This window comes from Methyloversatilis sp. RAC08, assembly GCF_001713355.1.
Classification (GTDB): Bacteria; Pseudomonadota; Gammaproteobacteria; order Burkholderiales; family Rhodocyclaceae; genus Methyloversatilis.
Window position 1 is genome coordinate 1,480,198 of the sequence record NZ_CP016448.1, and the last position, 18,624, is coordinate 1,498,821.

15 protein-coding genes are annotated in these 18,624 nt (G+C 65.0%); 7 read left to right on the top strand and 8 right to left on the bottom strand.

Features of this window, described 5'->3' with window-relative positions:
* Positions 1 to 167 precede the first annotated feature (167 nt).
* Positions 168 to 2,603, top strand: coding sequence for a penicillin-binding protein 1A (locus BSY238_RS06730; protein ID WP_069038456.1), 2,436 nt, complete (start codon positions 168 to 170; stop codon positions 2,601 to 2,603).
* Here BSY238_RS06730 and cyaY read toward each other — a convergent pair.
* On the bottom strand, positions 2,563 to 2,883 hold the full coding sequence (gene cyaY / locus BSY238_RS06735; protein WP_069038457.1) for an iron donor protein CyaY: 321 nt from the start codon (positions 2,881 to 2,883) through the stop codon (positions 2,563 to 2,565). The genes BSY238_RS06730 and cyaY overlap by 41 nt on opposite strands.
* 15 nt (positions 2,884 to 2,898) lie before the next feature.
* Between cyaY and lptM the strand changes: the two genes are divergently transcribed.
* The 6 genes from lptM (at position 2,899) to BSY238_RS06765 (ending at position 8,986) form a co-directional block, all read left to right on the top strand.
* Positions 2,899 to 3,084, top strand: a complete 186-nt coding sequence (gene lptM, locus BSY238_RS06740; protein ID WP_069038458.1) for an LPS translocon maturation chaperone LptM — start codon at positions 2,899 to 2,901, stop codon at positions 3,082 to 3,084.
* The gene (gene lysA, locus BSY238_RS06745; RefSeq protein ID WP_069038459.1) at positions 3,081 to 4,322 is read left to right on the top strand and encodes a diaminopimelate decarboxylase; all 1,242 of its coding nucleotides are present in this window, start codon (positions 3,081 to 3,083) and stop codon (positions 4,320 to 4,322) included. Before lptM ends, lysA begins: the two co-directional genes overlap by 4 nt.
* A gap of 4 nt (positions 4,323 to 4,326) precedes the next feature.
* Positions 4,327 to 4,740 (top strand): RNA-binding S4 domain-containing protein, encoded by a 414-nt coding sequence (locus tag BSY238_RS06750; RefSeq protein ID WP_069038460.1) that lies wholly within the window; start codon positions 4,327 to 4,329, stop codon positions 4,738 to 4,740.
* 61 nt (positions 4,741 to 4,801) lie between these two features.
* Complete coding sequence (gene fae / locus BSY238_RS06755) at positions 4,802 to 5,338, top strand: formaldehyde-activating enzyme (protein WP_069038461.1); 537 nt, start codon at positions 4,802 to 4,804, stop codon at positions 5,336 to 5,338.
* A gap of 148 nt (positions 5,339 to 5,486) precedes the next feature.
* The gene (locus BSY238_RS06760; protein WP_223300302.1) at positions 5,487 to 6,566 is read left to right on the top strand and encodes a sensor histidine kinase; all 1,080 of its coding nucleotides are present in this window, start codon (positions 5,487 to 5,489) and stop codon (positions 6,564 to 6,566) included.
* On the top strand, positions 6,563 to 8,986 hold the full coding sequence (locus BSY238_RS06765) for a two-component system response regulator (RefSeq protein WP_069038462.1): 2,424 nt from the start codon (positions 6,563 to 6,565) through the stop codon (positions 8,984 to 8,986). The genes BSY238_RS06760 and BSY238_RS06765 overlap by 4 nt, the downstream gene beginning before the upstream one ends.
* Positions 8,987 to 9,053: 67 nt before the next feature.
* Here the strand turns inward: BSY238_RS06765 and BSY238_RS06770 are convergent, their stop codons facing one another.
* The 7 genes from BSY238_RS06770 to BSY238_RS06800 all read right to left on the bottom strand — a co-directional run bounded on the left by BSY238_RS06770 (position 9,054) and on the right by BSY238_RS06800 (position 18,624).
* Positions 9,054 to 10,508 carry an exonuclease domain-containing protein gene (locus BSY238_RS06770; protein ID WP_069038463.1) on the bottom strand — a complete coding sequence of 485 codons (1,455 nt, stop codon included), beginning with the start codon at positions 10,506 to 10,508 and terminating at the stop codon, positions 9,054 to 9,056.
* A 43-nt stretch (positions 10,509 to 10,551) separates the two neighbouring features.
* Positions 10,552 to 10,758, bottom strand: a complete 207-nt coding sequence (locus BSY238_RS06775) for a DUF3460 family protein (RefSeq protein ID WP_069038464.1) — start codon at positions 10,756 to 10,758, stop codon at positions 10,552 to 10,554.
* Positions 10,759 to 10,786: 28 nt separating this feature from the next.
* Positions 10,787 to 13,048, bottom strand: coding sequence for a RelA/SpoT family protein (locus tag BSY238_RS06780; RefSeq protein ID WP_069040517.1), 2,262 nt, complete (start codon positions 13,046 to 13,048; stop codon positions 10,787 to 10,789).
* Positions 13,049 to 13,103: 55 nt separating this feature from the next.
* Entirely contained in the window at positions 13,104 to 13,310 is a 207-nt protein-coding gene (rpoZ, locus tag BSY238_RS06785; RefSeq protein ID WP_069038465.1) for a DNA-directed RNA polymerase subunit omega, read from the bottom strand.
* Between the two features lie 2 nt (positions 13,311 to 13,312).
* Entirely contained in the window at positions 13,313 to 13,933 is a 621-nt protein-coding gene (gene gmk / locus BSY238_RS06790) for a guanylate kinase (RefSeq protein WP_069038466.1), read from the bottom strand.
* 219 nt (positions 13,934 to 14,152) lie between these two features.
* Positions 14,153 to 15,571 carry an efflux transporter outer membrane subunit gene (locus BSY238_RS06795; RefSeq protein WP_069038467.1) on the bottom strand — a complete coding sequence of 473 codons (1,419 nt, stop codon included), beginning with the start codon at positions 15,569 to 15,571 and terminating at the stop codon, positions 14,153 to 14,155.
* Positions 15,568 to 18,624 carry an efflux RND transporter permease subunit gene (locus BSY238_RS06800; RefSeq protein WP_069038468.1) on the bottom strand — a complete coding sequence of 1,019 codons (3,057 nt, stop codon included), beginning with the start codon at positions 18,622 to 18,624 and terminating at the stop codon, positions 15,568 to 15,570. The genes BSY238_RS06795 and BSY238_RS06800 overlap by 4 nt, the downstream gene beginning before the upstream one ends.

Here is an 18,624-nt window from a genome sequence, read left to right on the forward strand (position 1 = left end):
CTTTTTCCTTTTAAGACAGTGAATTAGACCCAATACTCACAATTTACATTAAGATGCTAGCAGCAAGGTATCGACAAGTAAACAAATTTTGGGTAAGCGCGAGGCGGGGCTTCTTCGGGTCCGCCAGCTATAATTCGCGCTTGTTGCCTGTCCGGAAATCCGTCCTCTTGCCCCCCGTCCTTCGCTGGCTCCTCTACCCGTTGGCTGCTCTAGCGGGCTTGCTGCTCATCGGCGCCGCACTTGCGTTGATCGTCGTTCTGCTTGCCTACCCGCAACTGCCGTCGCTCGACATCCTCACCGACTACCGGCCCAAGATCCCGCTGCGCGTCTACAGCGCCGACGGGCATCTGATCGGCGAGTTCGGTGAAGAGCGGCGATCGGTCGTTCCGATCGCCCAGGTTCCCGATTCGCTGAAGCAGGCCATCATCGCTGCCGAGGACGAGCGCTTCTACCAGCATTACGGCATCGACTACGTGGGCATCGCCCGTGCCGCCCTGTCCAACATGACCACCTCCGGACGGAGTCAGGGCGCAAGCACCATCACCATGCAGGTGGCGCGCAACTTCTTCCTGTCCAGCGAGCGCACCTTGCGCCGCAAAGTCTATGAAGCCCTGCTCGCATTCAAAATCGAGAACAGCCTGACAAAAGACCAGATACTCGAGCTCTACATCAATCAGATCTATCTGGGGCAGCGGGCCTACGGCTTCGCTGCCGCGTCCAGAGCCTATTTCGGCAAAAACCTCGCAGACCTTAGCGTGGCAGAATCAGCGATGCTGGCCGGGCTGCCCAAGGCACCGTCAAAATACAACCCGGTCGTCAATCCCAAGCGCGCCGCGCTGCGTCAGGCCTACGTGCTGCGCCGCATGAAGGACCTCGGGTACATCGACGACGCCACGCGGACGGCCGCGGTCGAACAGCAGCTGCCGGTGCGCCGCGACGGCGCCCAGTCCGAACAGCGCGCGGACTTCGTGGCCGAGATGGCGCGCCAGATCGCAGTGGAGAAATTTGGCGAGAATGCCTACGGACTCGGGCTGCGCGTCGTCACGACGATACGCCGCACCGATCAGGCAGCGGCGATCGAAGCGGTGCGCAAGGGCGTGCTCGATTACGACCGCCGGCACGGCTATCGGGGCGCGGAGGCCTTCATCGACCTGAAGGACGTAGTCGCTGATGACGATGAAATGCTCGATGACCTGCTGCAGGACGAGCCGGACGCCGCCGGCCTGCACGCGGCGGTCGTTCTTGAAGCCAGCCCGACCGCGATCAAGGTCTACAAACGCGGTGGCGAGGTGCTCAAGCTCGGCGCCGACGCCATCCGCTTCGCCCGCTCGATGCTTGACGACAAGGCCCCGCCGGCAAGACGGCTGCGTCGCGGTGCCCTGGTTCGCGTGATGCCGGATGCCAAGCTGGGCTGGGTGATCGCCCAGATGCCGGAGGTCGAGGCGGCGCTGGTGTCGATCGACAGCGCCGATGGTGCCGTGCGTGCGCTGGTCGGCGGCTTCGACTTCAACCGCAGCAAGTTCAACCACGTGACCCAGGGCTGGCGTCAGCCGGGGTCGAGCTTCAAGCCCTTCATCTATTCGGCCGCGCTCGAAAAAGGCTACTCACCGTCGACGGTCGAGGAAGACACGCCGCTCGTCGTGTCGGCAGGAGAAACCGGCAGCCAGAGCTGGCAGCCCAAGAACTACGACGGCAAGTACGATGGACCGATCTCGCTGAGAACGGCGCTGGCCAAGTCGAAGAACATGGTGTCGATCCGCGTGCTGCGTTCGATCGGGCCGCGCTACGCGCAGGACTACATCACGCGCTTCGGGTTCGATGCGGCGCGTCACCCGCCGTATCTGACGATGGCGCTCGGCGCCGGGTCGGTGACGCCATGGCAGATGGCGTCCGGCTACGCGGTATTCGCCAACGGCGGCTTCCGGGTCGAGCCTTACGTGGTGCGAGAAATTCAGGACGGAAGCGGCAAGGTGCTCGCACGTTTCACGCCGACCGCGCCGCGTGACGAATCACAGCGCGTGATCGACGCGCGCAATGCCTACCTGATGGATAGCCTGATGCAGGATGTGGTGCGCCGTGGCACCGCAACGCGCGCACTGCAGCTCAAGCGCAGCGATCTTGCCGGCAAGACGGGCACCACGAACGAATACCTCGATGCGTGGTTCTGCGGTTATCAGCCGTCGCATGTCACGGTTGCGTGGATCGGTTTCGACACGCCGCGCTCGCTAGGCCGAGGCGAAACCGGTGGTTCTGCCGCGCTGCCGATGTGGGTGGACTACATGCGCCACGCGCTGAAGGACGTTCCGGAGGAGCGACTGCCCCTGCCCGATGGTCTGATCAGCATCAACGCCGGTGAGGACGCGCGGGGCAATCCGCGCACCGATCTGATGTACGAGGAACACATGCCGCCCGCACCGGAGTCGATTCCCGACGAACCCGAAGGACCGGCGTCCGAAGGGGAAATCGTGCCGGATGCGCCGCCGACACCTGTACCGCCTTCCGGACCGTCGCCCTCGGGCCACATCGTTCCCGGGTCTGCAGGGATCGGCGGCGCAGCCGACTTCAGGGCATCAGGCGCACCGGTTCGCCGGCCTGCTGGCTGAGCAGGGTTTCCAGTGCCTGCATCAACTCGGCCCCGTCGCGCGTCCCGATCCAGCGACCATCTTCCGGCCGGAAATGAAAGCCGCCGGAGCGCGCCGCCACCCAGATTTCCTGGGCCACGCCATGCCGGTTGATCACCATTTTCGAGCCGTTGGCGAATTCGAGTTCAAGAACGCCGCCGGCCTGCAGTTCATAGTCGATGTCGGCACCGCTGCGTTCCACGGCCTGCTCGATCTTGGCCAGCGTTGCATCGGCCAATTTGTTAAATTCGTTCTCGTTCATTACCGGCTACCTGACATGTTTTCCAGCACGCTCGTGCGCATTGCCGCACTGACCCTGATCCTCGCCGGTTGCGGCACCAAGGGCCCCCTGACGCTGCCGCCGAAAGACACGGTGCGGCCACCGGCAGCCGCAGCCCCTGCCACGCCGAAGACGGCTCCGGCAGCACCTTCCCGGGATGATAGCAAGGTGCCCGCGCAATGAAGCACTTCGAATCCCGCGACGGCAGCCTGTTTGCTGAAGGTGTTTCGCTCGAACGCATCGCCGCCGAGTTCGGCACCCCGACCTTCGTCTATTCCCGCGCCGCGCTGACCGACGCCCATGCGGCCTACGCCGAGGCGCTGACCGGGCGCGACGCCATGCTGTGCTACGCGGTGAAATCGAATTCGAACCTCGCCATCCTGAATCTGTTCGCGCGCCTCGGTACCGGCTTCGACATCGTGTCCGGCGGCGAACTGGCACGCGTCCTCGCCGCAGGCGGTGATCCGGCCAGGGTCGTCTTTTCCGGTGTCGGCAAGACGCGCGACGAAATGCGCGCGGCGCTCGAACACGGCATCTACTGTTTCAACGTCGAATCCGAACCCGAGCTCCACCGCCTCGCCGAAGTCGCCGGCAGTCTTGGCAAGCGCGCCCCGATCGCGCTGCGCGTGAATCCGGACGTCGATCCGAAGACGCATCCCTACATCTCCACCGGCCTGAAGTGCAACAAGTTCGGCGTGCCGATCACCGATGCACACGCGCTCTATCTGACCGCGGCCGAGATGCCGCAGCTGGACATCCGCGGCATCGCCTGTCACATCGGCTCCCAGCTGCTGGATCCGGCACCGGTCGCCGAAGCCGCCGCCAAGGTGGTCGCGCTGGCCGAAGCACTGAACCGCGACGGCATCGAGTTGCATCACCTCGATCTGGGCGGCGGTCTCGGCATCCGCTACGACGACGAGGCGGTACCCGCTACGCGCGACTATCTCGCCCCCTTGCTGTCCGTGATCGCGGGCCGCAAGGAGAGGCTGCTGCTCGAACCCGGCCGCTCGCTGGTCGGCAACGCCGGCGTGCTGCTGTCGAAGGTCGAGTACCTGAAGCGCGGGGAGGACCGCAACTTCGCCATCATCGACGCGGCGATGAACGACCTCGCCCGCCCGGCTCTGTACGACGCCTTCCACCGCATCGCCGAAGTGCGTCCGCACGGCGCGCCCGACACCTACGACGTGGTCGGTCCGGTGTGCGAAAGCGGCGACTTCCTGGGCCGCGCGCGCCAACTGGCGGTCGAGCCGGAAGACCTGGTGGTGATCTTTTCCGCCGGCGCCTACGGCATGACCATGAGTTCGAACTACAACACGCGCGCGCGCGCAGCCGAAGTGATGGTGGAGGGCGACACCTGCCACCTGATCCGCGCCCGCGAGCGCATCGAAGACCTTTACGCGGGCGAGCGCCTGCTGCCGTGATGCGATGAGCGGGCAGAACGACGACACGCGCGAGCGGCTGCGGCTGGACAAGTGGCTGTGGGCGGCCCGTTTCTTCAAGACACGCACGCTGGCGGCGGACGCGATCGACGCCGGCCGCATCCAGCTCAACGAGGCGCGCGCCAAACCGTCGCGTGAAGTGCGCATCGGCGACCGTCTGGACATCCAGACCGGCGAAGTGCGCTACACGGTGATCGTGCAGGCGCTGTCGGGCAAGCGCGGCCCGGCCGAGGTCGCCCGCACGCTGTATGAAGAGACGGCCGAAAGCATGGCCGCGCGCGAGGCGGCCCGCGAACTGCGCCGGCTTCAGCCTGAACCTTCGGTCGGCCTGCACGGCCGGCCGACCAAGACACAGCGGCGCGAGATCGACCGCCTGCGCGCTAGAATTCGTGGTGAATGAGCTGCGGCCCGAAGCGGGTTTCGCGGCGACCGAATTTTTAATCTGTTGAAAAGGAAGCAATATGTCCGAACGCATCGTGATGAAGATCGGTGAAGCCACCGTCTTCGCCAAGGAAGGCCAGTTCACCGACGCCATGCCGGAAATCGTCATCGGTTCCATCGACGGCCCGGTTGGCCAGGCCTTCGCCCAGATGATGGGCCAGACCGCCGGCCACACACGCATGCTCGCCGTGCGCGACTGCAACCAGATGGCCAAGCCGGCGACCATGATGGTGCCCAAGGTGACGATCAAGAATTCGCGCACGGTCGAACTGCTGGGCGGCGTGGTGCAGTCGGCCACTGCCGATGCCGTCGTCGACAGCGTTGCAGAGGGCGTCATCCCGAAGGAACTGGTGGATGAACTCGTCATCATCGATCTGGTGTGGCTGGATCCGAATGCGGTCAAGGACCCCAATCTCGACATGAAGGACCTGTACCGCACCAACTATGAAGCGATGAAGCTGGCCATCCAGCGCGCGATGACCGGCAAGCCGACGATGGAAGAACTGATCGCCAACCGCCACAAGATCAAGCACTGCATGTACGACCCGGACGCCTGAACGAGCTGCGTCACTCAAGCGAAAGCCCCTGCCCTGTGCAGGGGCTTTTTTTTGCGGCCTGACCGCTTGTAGGACAACCTTGTTTTGATCTCCATCGGCATCCAGAATGAATGAAGCTTGGCTGTTGGCCGGGCAGGGAGGAATGCCGATGGACGTTCGGGGCGACGCCACACCGCGGCGCGAGAATGCGGCCATGCCGCAAATGAGTGACGACGCGTTCCGGCGCGTAGTCGAATACGCCCCGAGTGCAATGGTGCTGGTCGATGACCAAGGCATGATCGTGCTGGTCAATGAACAGACGGAGAGGCTGTTCGGCTATCCACGCGCCGAACTCATAGGATGCTCGGTCGACATGCTGGTGCCCTTCGCTACGCGTGCGCATCACGCCGACTTCCGCCGCAGCTTCCTTTCATCACCCAGCCCACGACCGATGGGTGGTGGGCGCGACCTGTTCGCCTGCCGCGCCGACGGCAGCGAGTTCCCGGTCGAGATCGGTCTCAATCCGATGGACACGGGCAATGGCGTCATGGTGCTGGCGTCCATCGTCGACATCACCGAACGACGCCGCGCGCAGCAGGTGCTGGAACAGGCCCTGCTCGAGAAGACGGTGCTGCTCAACGAGGTACACCACCGGGTCAAGAACAATCTCCAGGTCATCAGCAGCCTGCTGAACCTGCAGGCCAACAACGTCGGCGATTCGCGCGTGCGCGACATCCTGAACGAGAGCCAGAACCGCGTGCGCGCCATGGCACTTACCCACCAGCTGCTGTACGAGCGCAAGGACTTCTCGCGCATGGACCTGGGCGACTACCTCGATAGGCTGGCCCAGCTGTTGCGCGGCACCTATCGCAGCGGCTCGAACGGCGTCGAACTGCAGCTCGAACGGCCGGAGCAGCCGGTGTACCTCGATCTGGAACGCGCCATCCCCTGCGGACTGATGGTCAACGAGCTGGTCACCAACGCGTTCAAGCACGCCTTTCCGGACCAGCGCCGCGGCGACATCACCATCACGTTGTCCGGCGACAGCCAGCGGCTGACACTGGCTGTGCGCGATGACGGCGTCGGCCTGCCGGAGAATTTCGATTTCGAAGCGGTCAAGTCGCTCGGGCTTCAGCTGGTCCCGCTGCTGATAGACCAGCTGCACGGCGAGCTGCAGATACTGCCCGGGGGCGGCGCCCATTACCGCATCACCTTCCCGGCCGCCCTTTCGATACGAGGTACGCCATGAACGCCCCGCTTCCGATCAATCTGATGCTGGTCGAAGACGAACGGGTGATCGCGTTCGACCTGAAGAACCAGCTGCAGTCATTCGGCTACAGAGTCGGCGCCGTGCTGGCCAGCGGCGAACAGGCCGTCGATCGCGTCACCGACGTGGCGCCCGATCTGGTGCTGATGGATATTCATCTGGACGGCGCTCTCGACGGCATCGATGCCGCGCTGCAGATACAGGCCCGCTTCCGGGTACCGGTGGTGTTCCTGACGGCCTACGCCGAGGACGACACGCTCAAGCGGGCGATGGAATGCCGGCCGTTCGGTTATCTGGTGAAACCATGCGAGGCGCGCGAACTGCACGCGACGATACAGATGGCCCTTGCCCGTCGTGAAGTCGAAGCGCACGTCGAACGCAGCGAACAACTGTTCAAGCTGGCGCTGGATGCGGCCTCGCTCGGCGTGCTGGAGTGGCAGGGCGATTCGATGCGGCTGCACGGCGATGGTCATCTGCGCGGCCTGTTCGGTGACCGGCCCGTACCGCTGGACGAAAACTGGGACATCTTTCTGTCACGGATCGATCCGGACGACCGGGCGCGCATCACCGAAGCGCTTGACTCAGCGCTGGAACGTGGCGACCCTGTGCGCATCGAGTTCCGCACCGCGGGCAATGGCGGCGCATGCAGCCTTGAAGCACACGCCCGCGCATATGGTGAGTCGCACAGCGAACGGCGCCTCGTCGGCATCCTGCAGGACGTCACCCAGCGACGTTGCGACGAAGCGGCCCTGCGCCAGTCCAGCGTGGTGTTCCACACGGCCGCGGAAGCCTTCGTCATCAGCGATCTGCAGCGGCGCATCGTTGCGGTGAATGCCGCGTACACCCGCATTACCGGGCATGCCGAGTGCGACGTGATCGCGCTCGACCCCGAGCAGGTACTCGGCACAGGTCACGACGACGCCTTCTACAGCGCACTCGCCGCCTCCGCCGGTGCGGGCTACTGGCAGGGCGAGGTGCAGTGCCGCCGCGCGTCCGGCGACAGTTTTCCCGCGTGGGAGAGCATCAGTGCGGTGCGCAGCGAAAGTGGCGAAGTCACCCATTTTGTCGCAGCACTGTCGGACTTCACGGCCATCCACCAGATCGAAGCCAAGCTCAACCATCTCGCACATCACGACGCGCTGACCGATCTGCCCAACCGGCTGCTGTTCGACGACCGCTTCGAACAGGCGATCGAACAGGCGCGTCGCCTGGAGCATCGCTGCATCCTTCTGTTCCTCGATCTGGACGGCTTCAAGGGCGTCAATGACACGCTGGGACACGCTGTCGGCGACGACCTTCTGCGCACTGTGGCGCAGCGCCTGCGTGCGGCGTTGCGCCGCAGCGATACGCTGGCCCGTCTGGGCGGGGACGAGTTCGTCGTGCTGACCGGCAGCGTCCAGCCGGAAGAAGCTTCCCGTCTCGCACTCAAGCTTCTCGATGCGCTGAACGAGCCGTTCGAACTGGGCAAGGAGCAGATCCGGATCTCGGCCAGCATCGGCATCGCGGTGTTCCCTGACCACGGGATCGACCGCAATGTACTGATGCGTGCTGCGGACATCGCGATGTATTCCGCCAAGTCGCAGGGCCGCAATCGCTACCAGTTCTTTTCAGAGGACATGTCGGAGCGCACGCATGAACGCATGCAGATGGAGCAGGGTCTGCGGCGCGCCATTGAAGCCGATGCGCTGCAGGTGCATTACCAGCCGCAGCTGCGTCTGGGCGACCGTCACATCGTGGGCGTGGAAGCGCTGGTGCGCTGGCCACATCCGGAATGGGGCATGGTGTCGCCGTCGCGCTTCGTGCCGGTGGCGGAGGAAAGCGGCATCATCGAGGCGATGGGACGGTGGGTGCTGCGCCGCGCATGCCATGACATCGTCGGCCTGGCGGACAGCGAGGGCCAGCAGATGCGGCTGGCGGTGAATGTGTCGGTACGTCAGTTCCTGCACGACGACTTCGTCGGCCAGGTACTCGAAGTACTGGCAGAAACCGGCTTTCCCGCCGCATCGCTGGAACTGGAAATCACCGAATCCACGCTGCAGGTCATTGAACGCACTGCCGGCATACTCGATGCCCTGAAGCGGCTTGGCGTATCCATCAGCATTGACGATTTCGGCACCGGCTACTCGTCGCTCAGCGTGCTGCGCGGCTTGCCGATCGACCGCATAAAGATTGACCGCTCCTTCATCATCGACCTCACTGAAAGCGACGATGCACGTGCCATGATCGATGCCATGCTCACGCTGGGCAGGTCGCTGCGCATGATCACCATTGCCGAAGGAATAGAGCTGGATGCCCAGGCCGAACTGCTGGGCCGTCTCGGCTGCGCCGAAGGACAGGGCTTCCTGTTTGCACGGCCGATGCCGCTCGACTCACTGCGCAAGCTGCTCGCCGGACGGCATTGAGCGCAGCGGTGCCAGGCGATTGGACAGCGCAGGAGGTCGTCGGGCGCCAACCGACAACGGCACCGGGCTATGCCGGCTCGACCGCCTCGACCGGCAGTGTCTCCAGGTGGCGCCGCAGGATGCGGTAGTGGTCGTAGTCGAAGCGTGCGACGACCCCTGCGGGCAAGGCACTCGCTTCTTCAGCTGCGCTGCCCAGGTAGCACCAATGGGACAGCCAGTGGCGGTCGCCACGCAGTGCGCTGGGTCGTCGTTCGCGCACCACCACCCGGCCCGGCCAGGGCCAGTCCGGTACCCGCAGGCCGTCCAGCGCACTCATCATCCGCAGATCGTGCTGCCGCACATCCTCGCGCCCGCAGCACACGCCGCGGCAGCGCTTGATCTGCACATTCACACAGGCGGCAGTGCGTCTTTCGTGCCCCTGCAGGCCGATGCGTTTCGGGCACAACTGCCACGCTGTCGCCATTTCGCGCAACGCCGCCATGCAGTCGCGGCGCGAGCGGAACGGACCATACAGACCGCTCAGCTGCTGCGGCGCGACGCGGTCTAGATCGACCACAACCAGCGCCGCCTCGCCAGCAGCGACCTCGTTGCCCAAACCACCCAGCAAGTGCAACGCCACGGCCGGACCGGCGGCGCGTGGCGGCTTGTTGTAGGGCGGCTGCAACTGTTTCACGAGCTTCGCTTCGAGCAGCAGCGCACCCAGTTCGCCGGCGGTCTCGGTCCATTCGACGCGCCGCGTCTCGCGCGCGAGCCGTGCCGCCAGACCTGCCTTCTGCGGACCGCTGAAGTGGGACAGCACACGCGCTCGCAGATTGCGGCTGCGCCCGACAAAAAGCGGGGTTTCAGCGGCTGCCGGCAACAGGTCTGCGGCCGCGCCAGGCGCTGCGGGTGCGCCATAGAACAGATACACACCCGGCGCCTCCGGCGGGTCTCCCACGGCACCTGGTGCCAAGCCCGGGACCGGCGAAGCGGTCAGCCCGGCCTTGCGGATCGCAGCATCGATCTGCGCAACCGGAAAGTCGCGTTTCACGATATCGAGCACATCGCACACCACGCGGGCATCGCCCAATGCGCGGTGACGCGCATCGCAGCTCAGCCCGAGCCGCTCCATCACGGCATCCAGCCCGTGCCGCGGATACCCCGGGTAGAGCGCGCGCGACAGCTTGACCGAGCACAGCACACGCGGCGCGAAGGTCAGCGACAAACGGGCGAATTCGTTGCGCAGGAAGCCATGGTCGAAGCGCGCGTTGTGGGCCACGAACAGACGGTCACTCAGCAGCGCGGACACCTGCTGCGCGAGGTCGGCAAAGCTCGGGGCGCGGCGCACCATTTCGTCGGTGATGCCGGTGAAACGCTGGATGTTGCCGGGAATCGGGATGCCGGGATTGACCAGGCTGGACCATTCGACGCGACGATCCCCGTCCACCAGCACGATGCCGACCTCGGTGATGCGATCAAGCGCCGGGTCGCCGCCTGTCGTTTCCAGATCGACGACGGCCAGCGGCGTGGCGAGCAGGCTCATCGGCGGAATACGAATGTGCGCAGCGGCGAACCCGGTGCCGGATTCAGTGTGACTCGCCCGGCGTCAGGTCAGCCTGATACGGATAGGCCTTCTGCGGCACCCCGGCTTCGTTGAAACGACGCTGGCTTTCCAGATCCTGCGGCTTGTCCCACCACAGCGCGCGTCCCTTGCGCTGCTCTTCAACCTGCTCCGGGTTCTTCTCCAGGTACTCACGCATGAAACGCGTGTGATCCGATTCGTAATCAGCCACTTCAGACTCCAGACAGAAACTTCGATGATTACTGCTGAGCGCCCCGGCGGCCTTCTTCGGCCTTTTCACTGCCGGCACGCACCCTGTTGATGCGCACCACTTCCGGTACGCGACGCAAACCTTTCATGATGCGCGCCAGATGCACGCGATCACTCACCTGCAGCGTGAAATGAATCTGCGTGTACAGACTGCCATCTTCTTCCATTCCGACATTCTGGATGTTGGCGCCGCACTCGGCGATCTCGAACGCCACCTTGGCCAGTACGCCCGGACGATTCGCCGACACGACGCGGATGCCGACTTCGAACACGCGACTGGTGTCGCGCTCCCACTCGACATCGACCCACTGGTCGCCTTCCTTGCGGTTGCGCCGCAGTGTCGGGCAGTCGTGCGCATGAATCATCAGGCCCGACCCCTTGCGCATCTGGCCGACGATGGGGTCGCCCGGAATCGGCTGGCAGCAGCGCGCGATCTGCACCGCCATGCCTTCGGAGCCACGGATCAGCAGCGCGCTTTCAGGCACCTCGATGCCGCTGCCTGCCTCGCGTGCGGTCTGCAGCTCGAGCAGGCTGCGCGCGACAAAGGTGGCCGAGCTCTTGCCCTGACCGATGTCGGCGAGCGCGTCCTTGCGGTTGCGGATATCGGCCGTTTCAAGCCAGTGTGTCCACGACACATCGCTGATTTCGTCCGGCGTGACGCCGAACTGGCGCAGCGCCTGGGTCAGCAGCCGTTCGCCGAGCTGGGCCGATTCCTCGACCTGCATGTTCTTCAGGAAGTGGCGGATCTGCGCACGCGCCTTGCCGGTCTTCACGTAGCCCAGCCAGGCCGGATTCGGATTCGGATGCGTCGCAGTGATGATGTCCACCTGATCGCCGCTGTTCAGTTCGCTGCGCAGCGGCATCAGTTCGTGATTGATGCGACAGGCCACGCAGCAGTGGCCGACATCGGTATGCACCGCGTAGGCGAAGTCGACCGCGGTCGCACCGCGTGGCAGCGACATGATCTTGCCCTTGGGCGTGAACACGTAGACCTCGCCCGGAAACAGGTCGATCTTGACGTGTTCGAGGAATTCGGCCGAATCGGGCGCCGAGCTCTGCAGTTCAAGCAGCGACTGCAGCCAGCGGTGCGTGTTGGCCTGCAGATCATCCAGCGACTGTTCGCTGTCCTTGTACAGCCAGTGCGACGCCACGCCGTTCTGCGCGATCTGGTGCATTTCCGAGGTGCGGATCTGCACTTCGACCGGGGTGCCGAACGGACCGATCAGCGTGGTGTGCAGCGACTGGTAGCCATTGGCCTTCGGAATCGCGATGTAGTCCTTGAACTTGCCCGGTACCGGCTTGTACAGCGCGTGCAGCGCGCCCAGCGTCAGGTAACAGGCGGCCACGTCCGGCACGACGACGCGGAAGCCGTAGATGTCGAGCACCTGCGAAAACGTCAGGTGCTTGTCGCGCATCTTGCGGAAGATCGAATACAGGCTCTTCTCGCGCCCGAACACGTCGGCTTCGAGCCCGCGCTCGGGCAGCCGGGTACGGATGGCGTCGGTGATCTTGCCGACCACTTCGCGCCGGTTGCCGCGCGCCGCCTTCATCGCGCGGTCCAGCACCCGGTAGCGCAGCGGGTACATGGCCTGGAAAGCCAGATCCTGCAATTCGCGATATACCGCATGCAGGCCGAGCCGGTTGGCGATCGGCGCGTGAATCTCGAGTGTCTCGCGCGCGATGCGCCGTTGCTTGTCCTGCCGCACACAGCCGAGTGTGCGCATGTTGTGCGTGCGGTCCGCCAGCTTGATCAGGATGACGCGCACATCGCGCGCCATGGCCATCAGCATCTTGCGGAAGTTTTCCGCCTGCGCGTCTTCCTTGGACTGGAACTCGATCTTGTCGAGCTTGGAAACACCATCGACCAGTTCGGCGACCACCTTGCCGAAGCGTTCGGCGATCTCCTCCTTCGTGATGTCGGTGTCTTCCATCACGTCGTGCAGCAGCGCGGCGCACAGCGCCTGACTGTCGAGCTGCCAGCCGGCGAGGATTTCCGCCACCGCGACCGGATGCGACACGTAAGGCTCGCCACTCATCCGGAACTGGCCGGCGTGCGCGCTGGCCGACAGCGCGTAGGCGTCGCGCACGCGCTGCACATCCTCTTCCCGCAGGTAGGCGGAAATGGATGCGATCAGGCGATCGAAATCGCCGCCGTGCGGACCGGCGGGATTGCCCGCGTGGGGATCGTTGTCGGCCAGACCGAGGGCGACAACGGATGGTTCAGGCGAAGGGTGTGTGACCGGGTTGGGCATGAGTATGTCGTCCACCGGCCGCATGGTTCAGTTCAGAGCCTGAGGCCCGGTCGCATCAGACCTGGCCCCGGTTCAGTATTTCGACGCCGAACTTGCCGGCGGCGATCTCGCGCAGCGCAACCACGGTGGGCTTGTCATTCTCGGCTTCGACCTGCGGCGTGCTGCCGGCAGCGAGCTGACGCGCACGTACGGTGGCGGCCAGCGTCAGCTGGAAACGGTTGGGGATGCGCTTGAGACAGTCTTCAACAGTGATGCGTGCCATGTTCAGTCGATGCCCAGTGATTTGAATGTTTCAGGATGCCGCGCCATCTGGCTGGTCGTCAGCAGGCGCGCGGCCTGCACGACGGACACCAGCTCAGCTTGAGCTTGACTCAGTATGTCATTGATTATAACGAAATCGAATTCGCGAAGATGACGTATCTCGTCGCGTGCCGCGGCCAGCCGCCGCTCGATGACGTCGGCCGCGTCCTGTCCGCGCCCGTTCAGCCGCGCGGACAGGGCGTCCAGCGACGGCGGCAGGATGAAGATGCCGACTGCCTCGGGAAACAGCGTGCGCACCTGCTGTGCGCCCTGCCAGTCGATTTCCAGCAGCACATCACGGCCGGCCGACAGCTGTTCGTCGAGCCAGCGGCGCGACGTTCCGTAGCAATTGCCATGCACCTGCGCCCATTCGAGAAAGTCGCCCGCCGCGCGCATGGCGTCGAAAACGGCGGCGGACACGAAATGATAGGCCACGCCGTCGACTTCGCCCGGGCGCGCTGCGCGCGTCGTGTGCGAGATCGACAGCTGAATCTGCGGGTCGCGTTCGAGCAGACCGCGCACCAGGGTGGTCTTGCCGGCGCCAGAAGGGGCGCTGACGATGAAAAGCAGGCCGCGTGTTGCCATGATTCGGTGATGTTCAGTGTAAACGGGGTCTTCGGGATGGTGCCGTGGGCGTGCGGATGAGACAAGAAGCGTCACCGGAATGTTACGGATTCTACTTGCGACCGTACGTCCGACGCCCTCGGGCGGCCTCGGAACGGAAGTCAAGCAGGATCGGCACGCCCCGCCAATGCGGACTGAAGCATGAATTGCCGTCGCAGACCGCGCGGCGCAGGGAATTTTTCAGCCGGCCGGCCGGGACCAGCCGCCGCCCAACGCAAGGTAAAGCTGCACGACAGCCTGATGCGTCGCCCGCGCCGCCTGCGACAGCGCCAGTTCGCTGTCGAACGACTGACGTTCGGCGTCGAGTACCTCGAAGTAGCTGGCAATACCCGACAGATAGCGCACATTGGTAACCCGCAGTCGTTCGCGATCAGCCAGCACGATGCGCTGCGTCGCCTCTTGCTGCAGTTTCCTCTGTTCGAAGGCGACCAGCGCGTCACTGACTTCGCGGAAGGCCTGGCGCACTGTTGCCTTGTATTGCTCGACCAGGATGCGTTGCTGGGCCTCAGCCTGGTTCACACCTGCCTGCAGCCTGCCCGCCGTGAACAACGGCAGGCCGATGGCGGGCTGAATCGACCACGCAAAACGTCCGCTGTCGAACAACTGCCCGAGCTCGGGACTGGCGAAGCCAAGCATCGTGGTCAACGACAGACTGGGCAGGAAAGCCTTGCGCGCGGCGTCAACGCTGGCGCTGGCGCTGCGCAGGCTCTCTTCGGCCGCCAGGATGTCGGGGCGGCGCACGAGCAGTTCGGACGGCAGGCCCGCCGTGACGTCGAAGGGCAGCATGAGGTCCTCGAGCCGCACGCTGCGCGCGACCGGCCCCGGATTGCGTCCGATCAGCACGGAAAGTGCATTCTCCGACTGGGCGCGGCGTCTGTGCTGATCGGCAATCGCCTCCTCGGACACCGCAAGCAGGGACTCGGCCTGACGCACGTCGATGATGGACGAAATGCCCTCGTCGAAACGTGCGCGGGTCAGGCGCAGCGCGTGGCGCCGCGTGTCCAGCGTGCGCCGACTGATTTCGAGCTGATTATCGAGATCCAGCAGGTCAAGGTAGAGCGCCGATACCTGTGCCACCAGGCTGATGCGCACGACCTGCGACGCCGCGTCGGTGGCCAGCAGCTGGCGCCGCGCAGCTTCGCTGCGGTCGGCAAGCTTGCCCCACAGGTCGATCTCCCACGCCGGCATGGTCAGTGACAAGGCCCCGTACTCACCGACCCGATTGTTGCGCGGATGCACGCCGGGCATCCGCTCGCGCGCCGCTGACGCACCGATGCCGATCGATGGAAACTGCGCCGAACGCTGCAAGCCGAACTGGGCCCGCGCCAGCTCGATGCGTTCGACCGCAATGCGCAGGTCGCTGCTGCCCGCGAGCGCTTCATCGACCAGCGCACTCAATTCCGGCACCGGAAACACCTGCGCCCACGGCTGGGCGGCGAGGCTGACGGCGCCGCCTGATGAAGGTTGCGCAATGCCCGGGTGCTGCGGCCAGTGCGCGGGAACCACCGGCTCGGGCCGCACATGGGACGCCGGCTGGCAGGCCGCCAGCACCAGCGTCCACGCGACGAGCCCGAGAACCCGTGCGGCGCCCGCCCTCATGCTCCGTGCCCGGCTTCGTCGGCGTGTATGCCGAAGAACGTGGCGTACAGCAGCGGTACCACCACGAGGGTCAGCAGCGTCGCGAAGATCAGGCCGAACATGATCGTCACGGCCATGCTGCGGAAGAACGGGTCAACCAGCAGAGGCGCCACGCCCAGCACTGTGGTCGCGGCACCGAGGAAGACCGGTCTGGCGCGGCTTGCGGACGCATCGAGCACGGCCTCATGGCGCGGCTTGCCATCCCGGATTTCGGTATCGATCTGATCCACGAGCACGATGGCGTTCTTGATCAGCATGCCGGTGAGACTCAGGAAACCGAGGATGGCCATGAATTCGAACGGCGCCTGGAAAAGCAGCAGCCCGATCGCCACGCCGAGCACCGCCAGCGGCACGGTGAGCCAGATGACCGCCGTCTGGCGGAACGCATTGAACATGACGATGACGGCCAGCACCATGGCGACGAAACCATAGGGCGCCGCCGTGGCAAGGCCTTCGTTCGCTTCGGTCGAAGCCTTGTGCTCGCCGTGCCACTCAAGCGCGTAGCCGGGCGGCAGCGCGATCGCCTCGATCTGCGGACGCAGGCGCTCGAACAGCGGCGCCGACAACTGCCCCGCCGGCGGATCGCACTGCGCCTTGATCATCGGGAAACGGTTCTCGCGCCGGATGATGGCGTTTTCCCAGCGCGTCTCCGTGCCTTCGATGAATTGTTCGACCGGCACGAAGCGCCCCGCCGTCGGGCTGAACACCTGCACGCTGCGCAGATCCTCCACGCCTTCGCGCTCCGCTGCAGGGGCGCGGGCGACGATGGGGATGAGTTTTTCGCGCTCGCGGTAGACGCCGATCTGTTGACCGACATAGTTGTATTCGAGCGCGCCGGCGATATCGGACGGCAGTACGCCGGCGCGCTGCGCCGCTTCGACCGAAAAGCGCGGCGCCACCACCGGGACCTGCTGACGCCAGTCGTCCTGGATTGCCAGCGCCTCCGGATCTTTCGCCATGACCGCCTTCGCCTCGTCGGCCAGCCGACGAAGCACCTGCGGATCCGGACCGCGGAAGGCGGCTTCGATCTTCTTTCCGCCGCCACGGCCCAGCATGAATTTCCACACCTTGACGTCAACGTGCGGGAAGGTCAGCCCCAATTCCGGCTGAAGTGCCGCGATAAGTCCTGCGATGTCCTCGAAGCGTTCGACGTCGACCAGCACCTGGCCGTAAGCCGGGTTGGGGTCTTCCGGACTGTAGGTGAGCATGAAGCGCAGGCCGCCGCGCCCAATGAAACTGGTCACCCGGCTCACACCCGGCTTTGTCTTCACCTTCCGCTCGACCTCGGCGACCACGCGTGCCGTGGCGTCGATATCGGTGCCCTGGGGCAGATAGAGGTCAATGACGAACTGCGGCCGGGCGGAGTCCGGCATGAAGCCCGGCGGCACGAAACCGAAGGCGACGACACCGGCCGCCAGCAGGGCGACGAGCAGCGCACCGCTGCTGCGCCGGTACGCGAGCGCCTTGCGCAGCAGCCGCCGATAGGCCGTCATGACGCGACCGTCACGAACCGGGACGGGCTGATCGTTCACCTTTAGCAGGGCGACGCAGAACAGCGGAGTGAGCGTGATGGCGAACAACCACGACAGCATCATCGAGTACAGGATCACCCAGAACAGCGAACCGGCGTATTCGCCCATGTCGGTCGGCGACAGGCCGATGGCGCTGAAGGCGAGGATGCCGACCACGGTGCCGCCGAGCAGCGGCCAGACCGTCGCCTTCACGACGGCCGTTGCTGCCGCAAGCGCGGCTTCGCCCCGCTGCATGCGCACCAGGATGCCGTCGGTAACCACGATGGCGTTGTCGACCAGCATGCCGAGCGCGATGATCAGCGCACCGAGTGAAATGCGCTGCATCGCGATCCCGTCCATCAGCATGGCGATCAGCGTGCCAGCCACGGTCAGTACCAATATGGCGCCGATGATCAGACCGCTGCGCACACCCATGAAGAACAGCAGCACTACAACGACGATGGCGACGGCAGCAACCAGATTCGCAACGAAGCCATCCACTGCGGCGCGCACCGAGTCCGACTGGATCGATATCGCGCTGAGCTCCATGCCTACCGGTCGCTGATTTTCCAGCCCGGCCAGCCGACGCTTCACCGCGTCGCCCATCTCGACCACGTTGCCGCCCAGGACGTTGGATACGCCCAGCCCGATGGCCGGTTGTCCTTCGTGGCGCACGAGCGCCGCAGGGGGCGTGAGGTACTCGCGCCGGATGTCCGCGATGTCGAGCAAGCGCACGAGGCCGCTCGACGAATCACCGGCGACCACCAGATGCTTCAGCGCATCCACCGACTCGACCGTCGCGTCGGGGTTGATCTGCAGTCGCAGATCGCCGGCGAGCACGTTGCCCGCCGGACTGATCACGTTCTGCGCCCGCAGCGTCGCATGCACTTTTTCAAGCGGCACGCCGAGCTGCGCGGCGCGCGCACGGGATATCTCGACGAAGATCGCCTCCGGGCGTTCGCCCAACAGCGCAACTTTCGCAACGCCCGGCACCAGCACCAGCTCGCGACGCAGGAAGTCCGCGTAGTCATAGAGCTGACGGGGCGTGTAGCCGTCGCCGGTCACGGCGTAGAAGAGCGCGAAAACGTCGCCGAAGTCGCCATTCACGACCGGCTGGGCTGCGCCCGGCGGCAAGGAACGGGACACCGAGGAAACCTTGCTGCGCAGCTTGTCCCACACCTGATCGAGCTCGGCCTGGGAATGCGAAAAGGCCAGCTTCGCTTCGACCTTGACCAGCGATTCGCCGGCACGGGACACCGAAATGACCTCTTCCACCTCCTGCATCTGCTGCACAGCGCCTTCGATCAGGTCAGTGACCTCCTCGGCCACCTGCGCCGGCGAGGCACCCGGGTAAGCGGTGACGATGACGGCCTGACGGATCACGAACTCCGGATCCTCGAAGCGGCCAAGGCGTTCATAGGCCAGGTAGCCACCGATCAGCAGCAGGACCGTCACCACCCATGCGATGACCGCATTGCGCAGCGTGTACTCGGCGGGATTCAT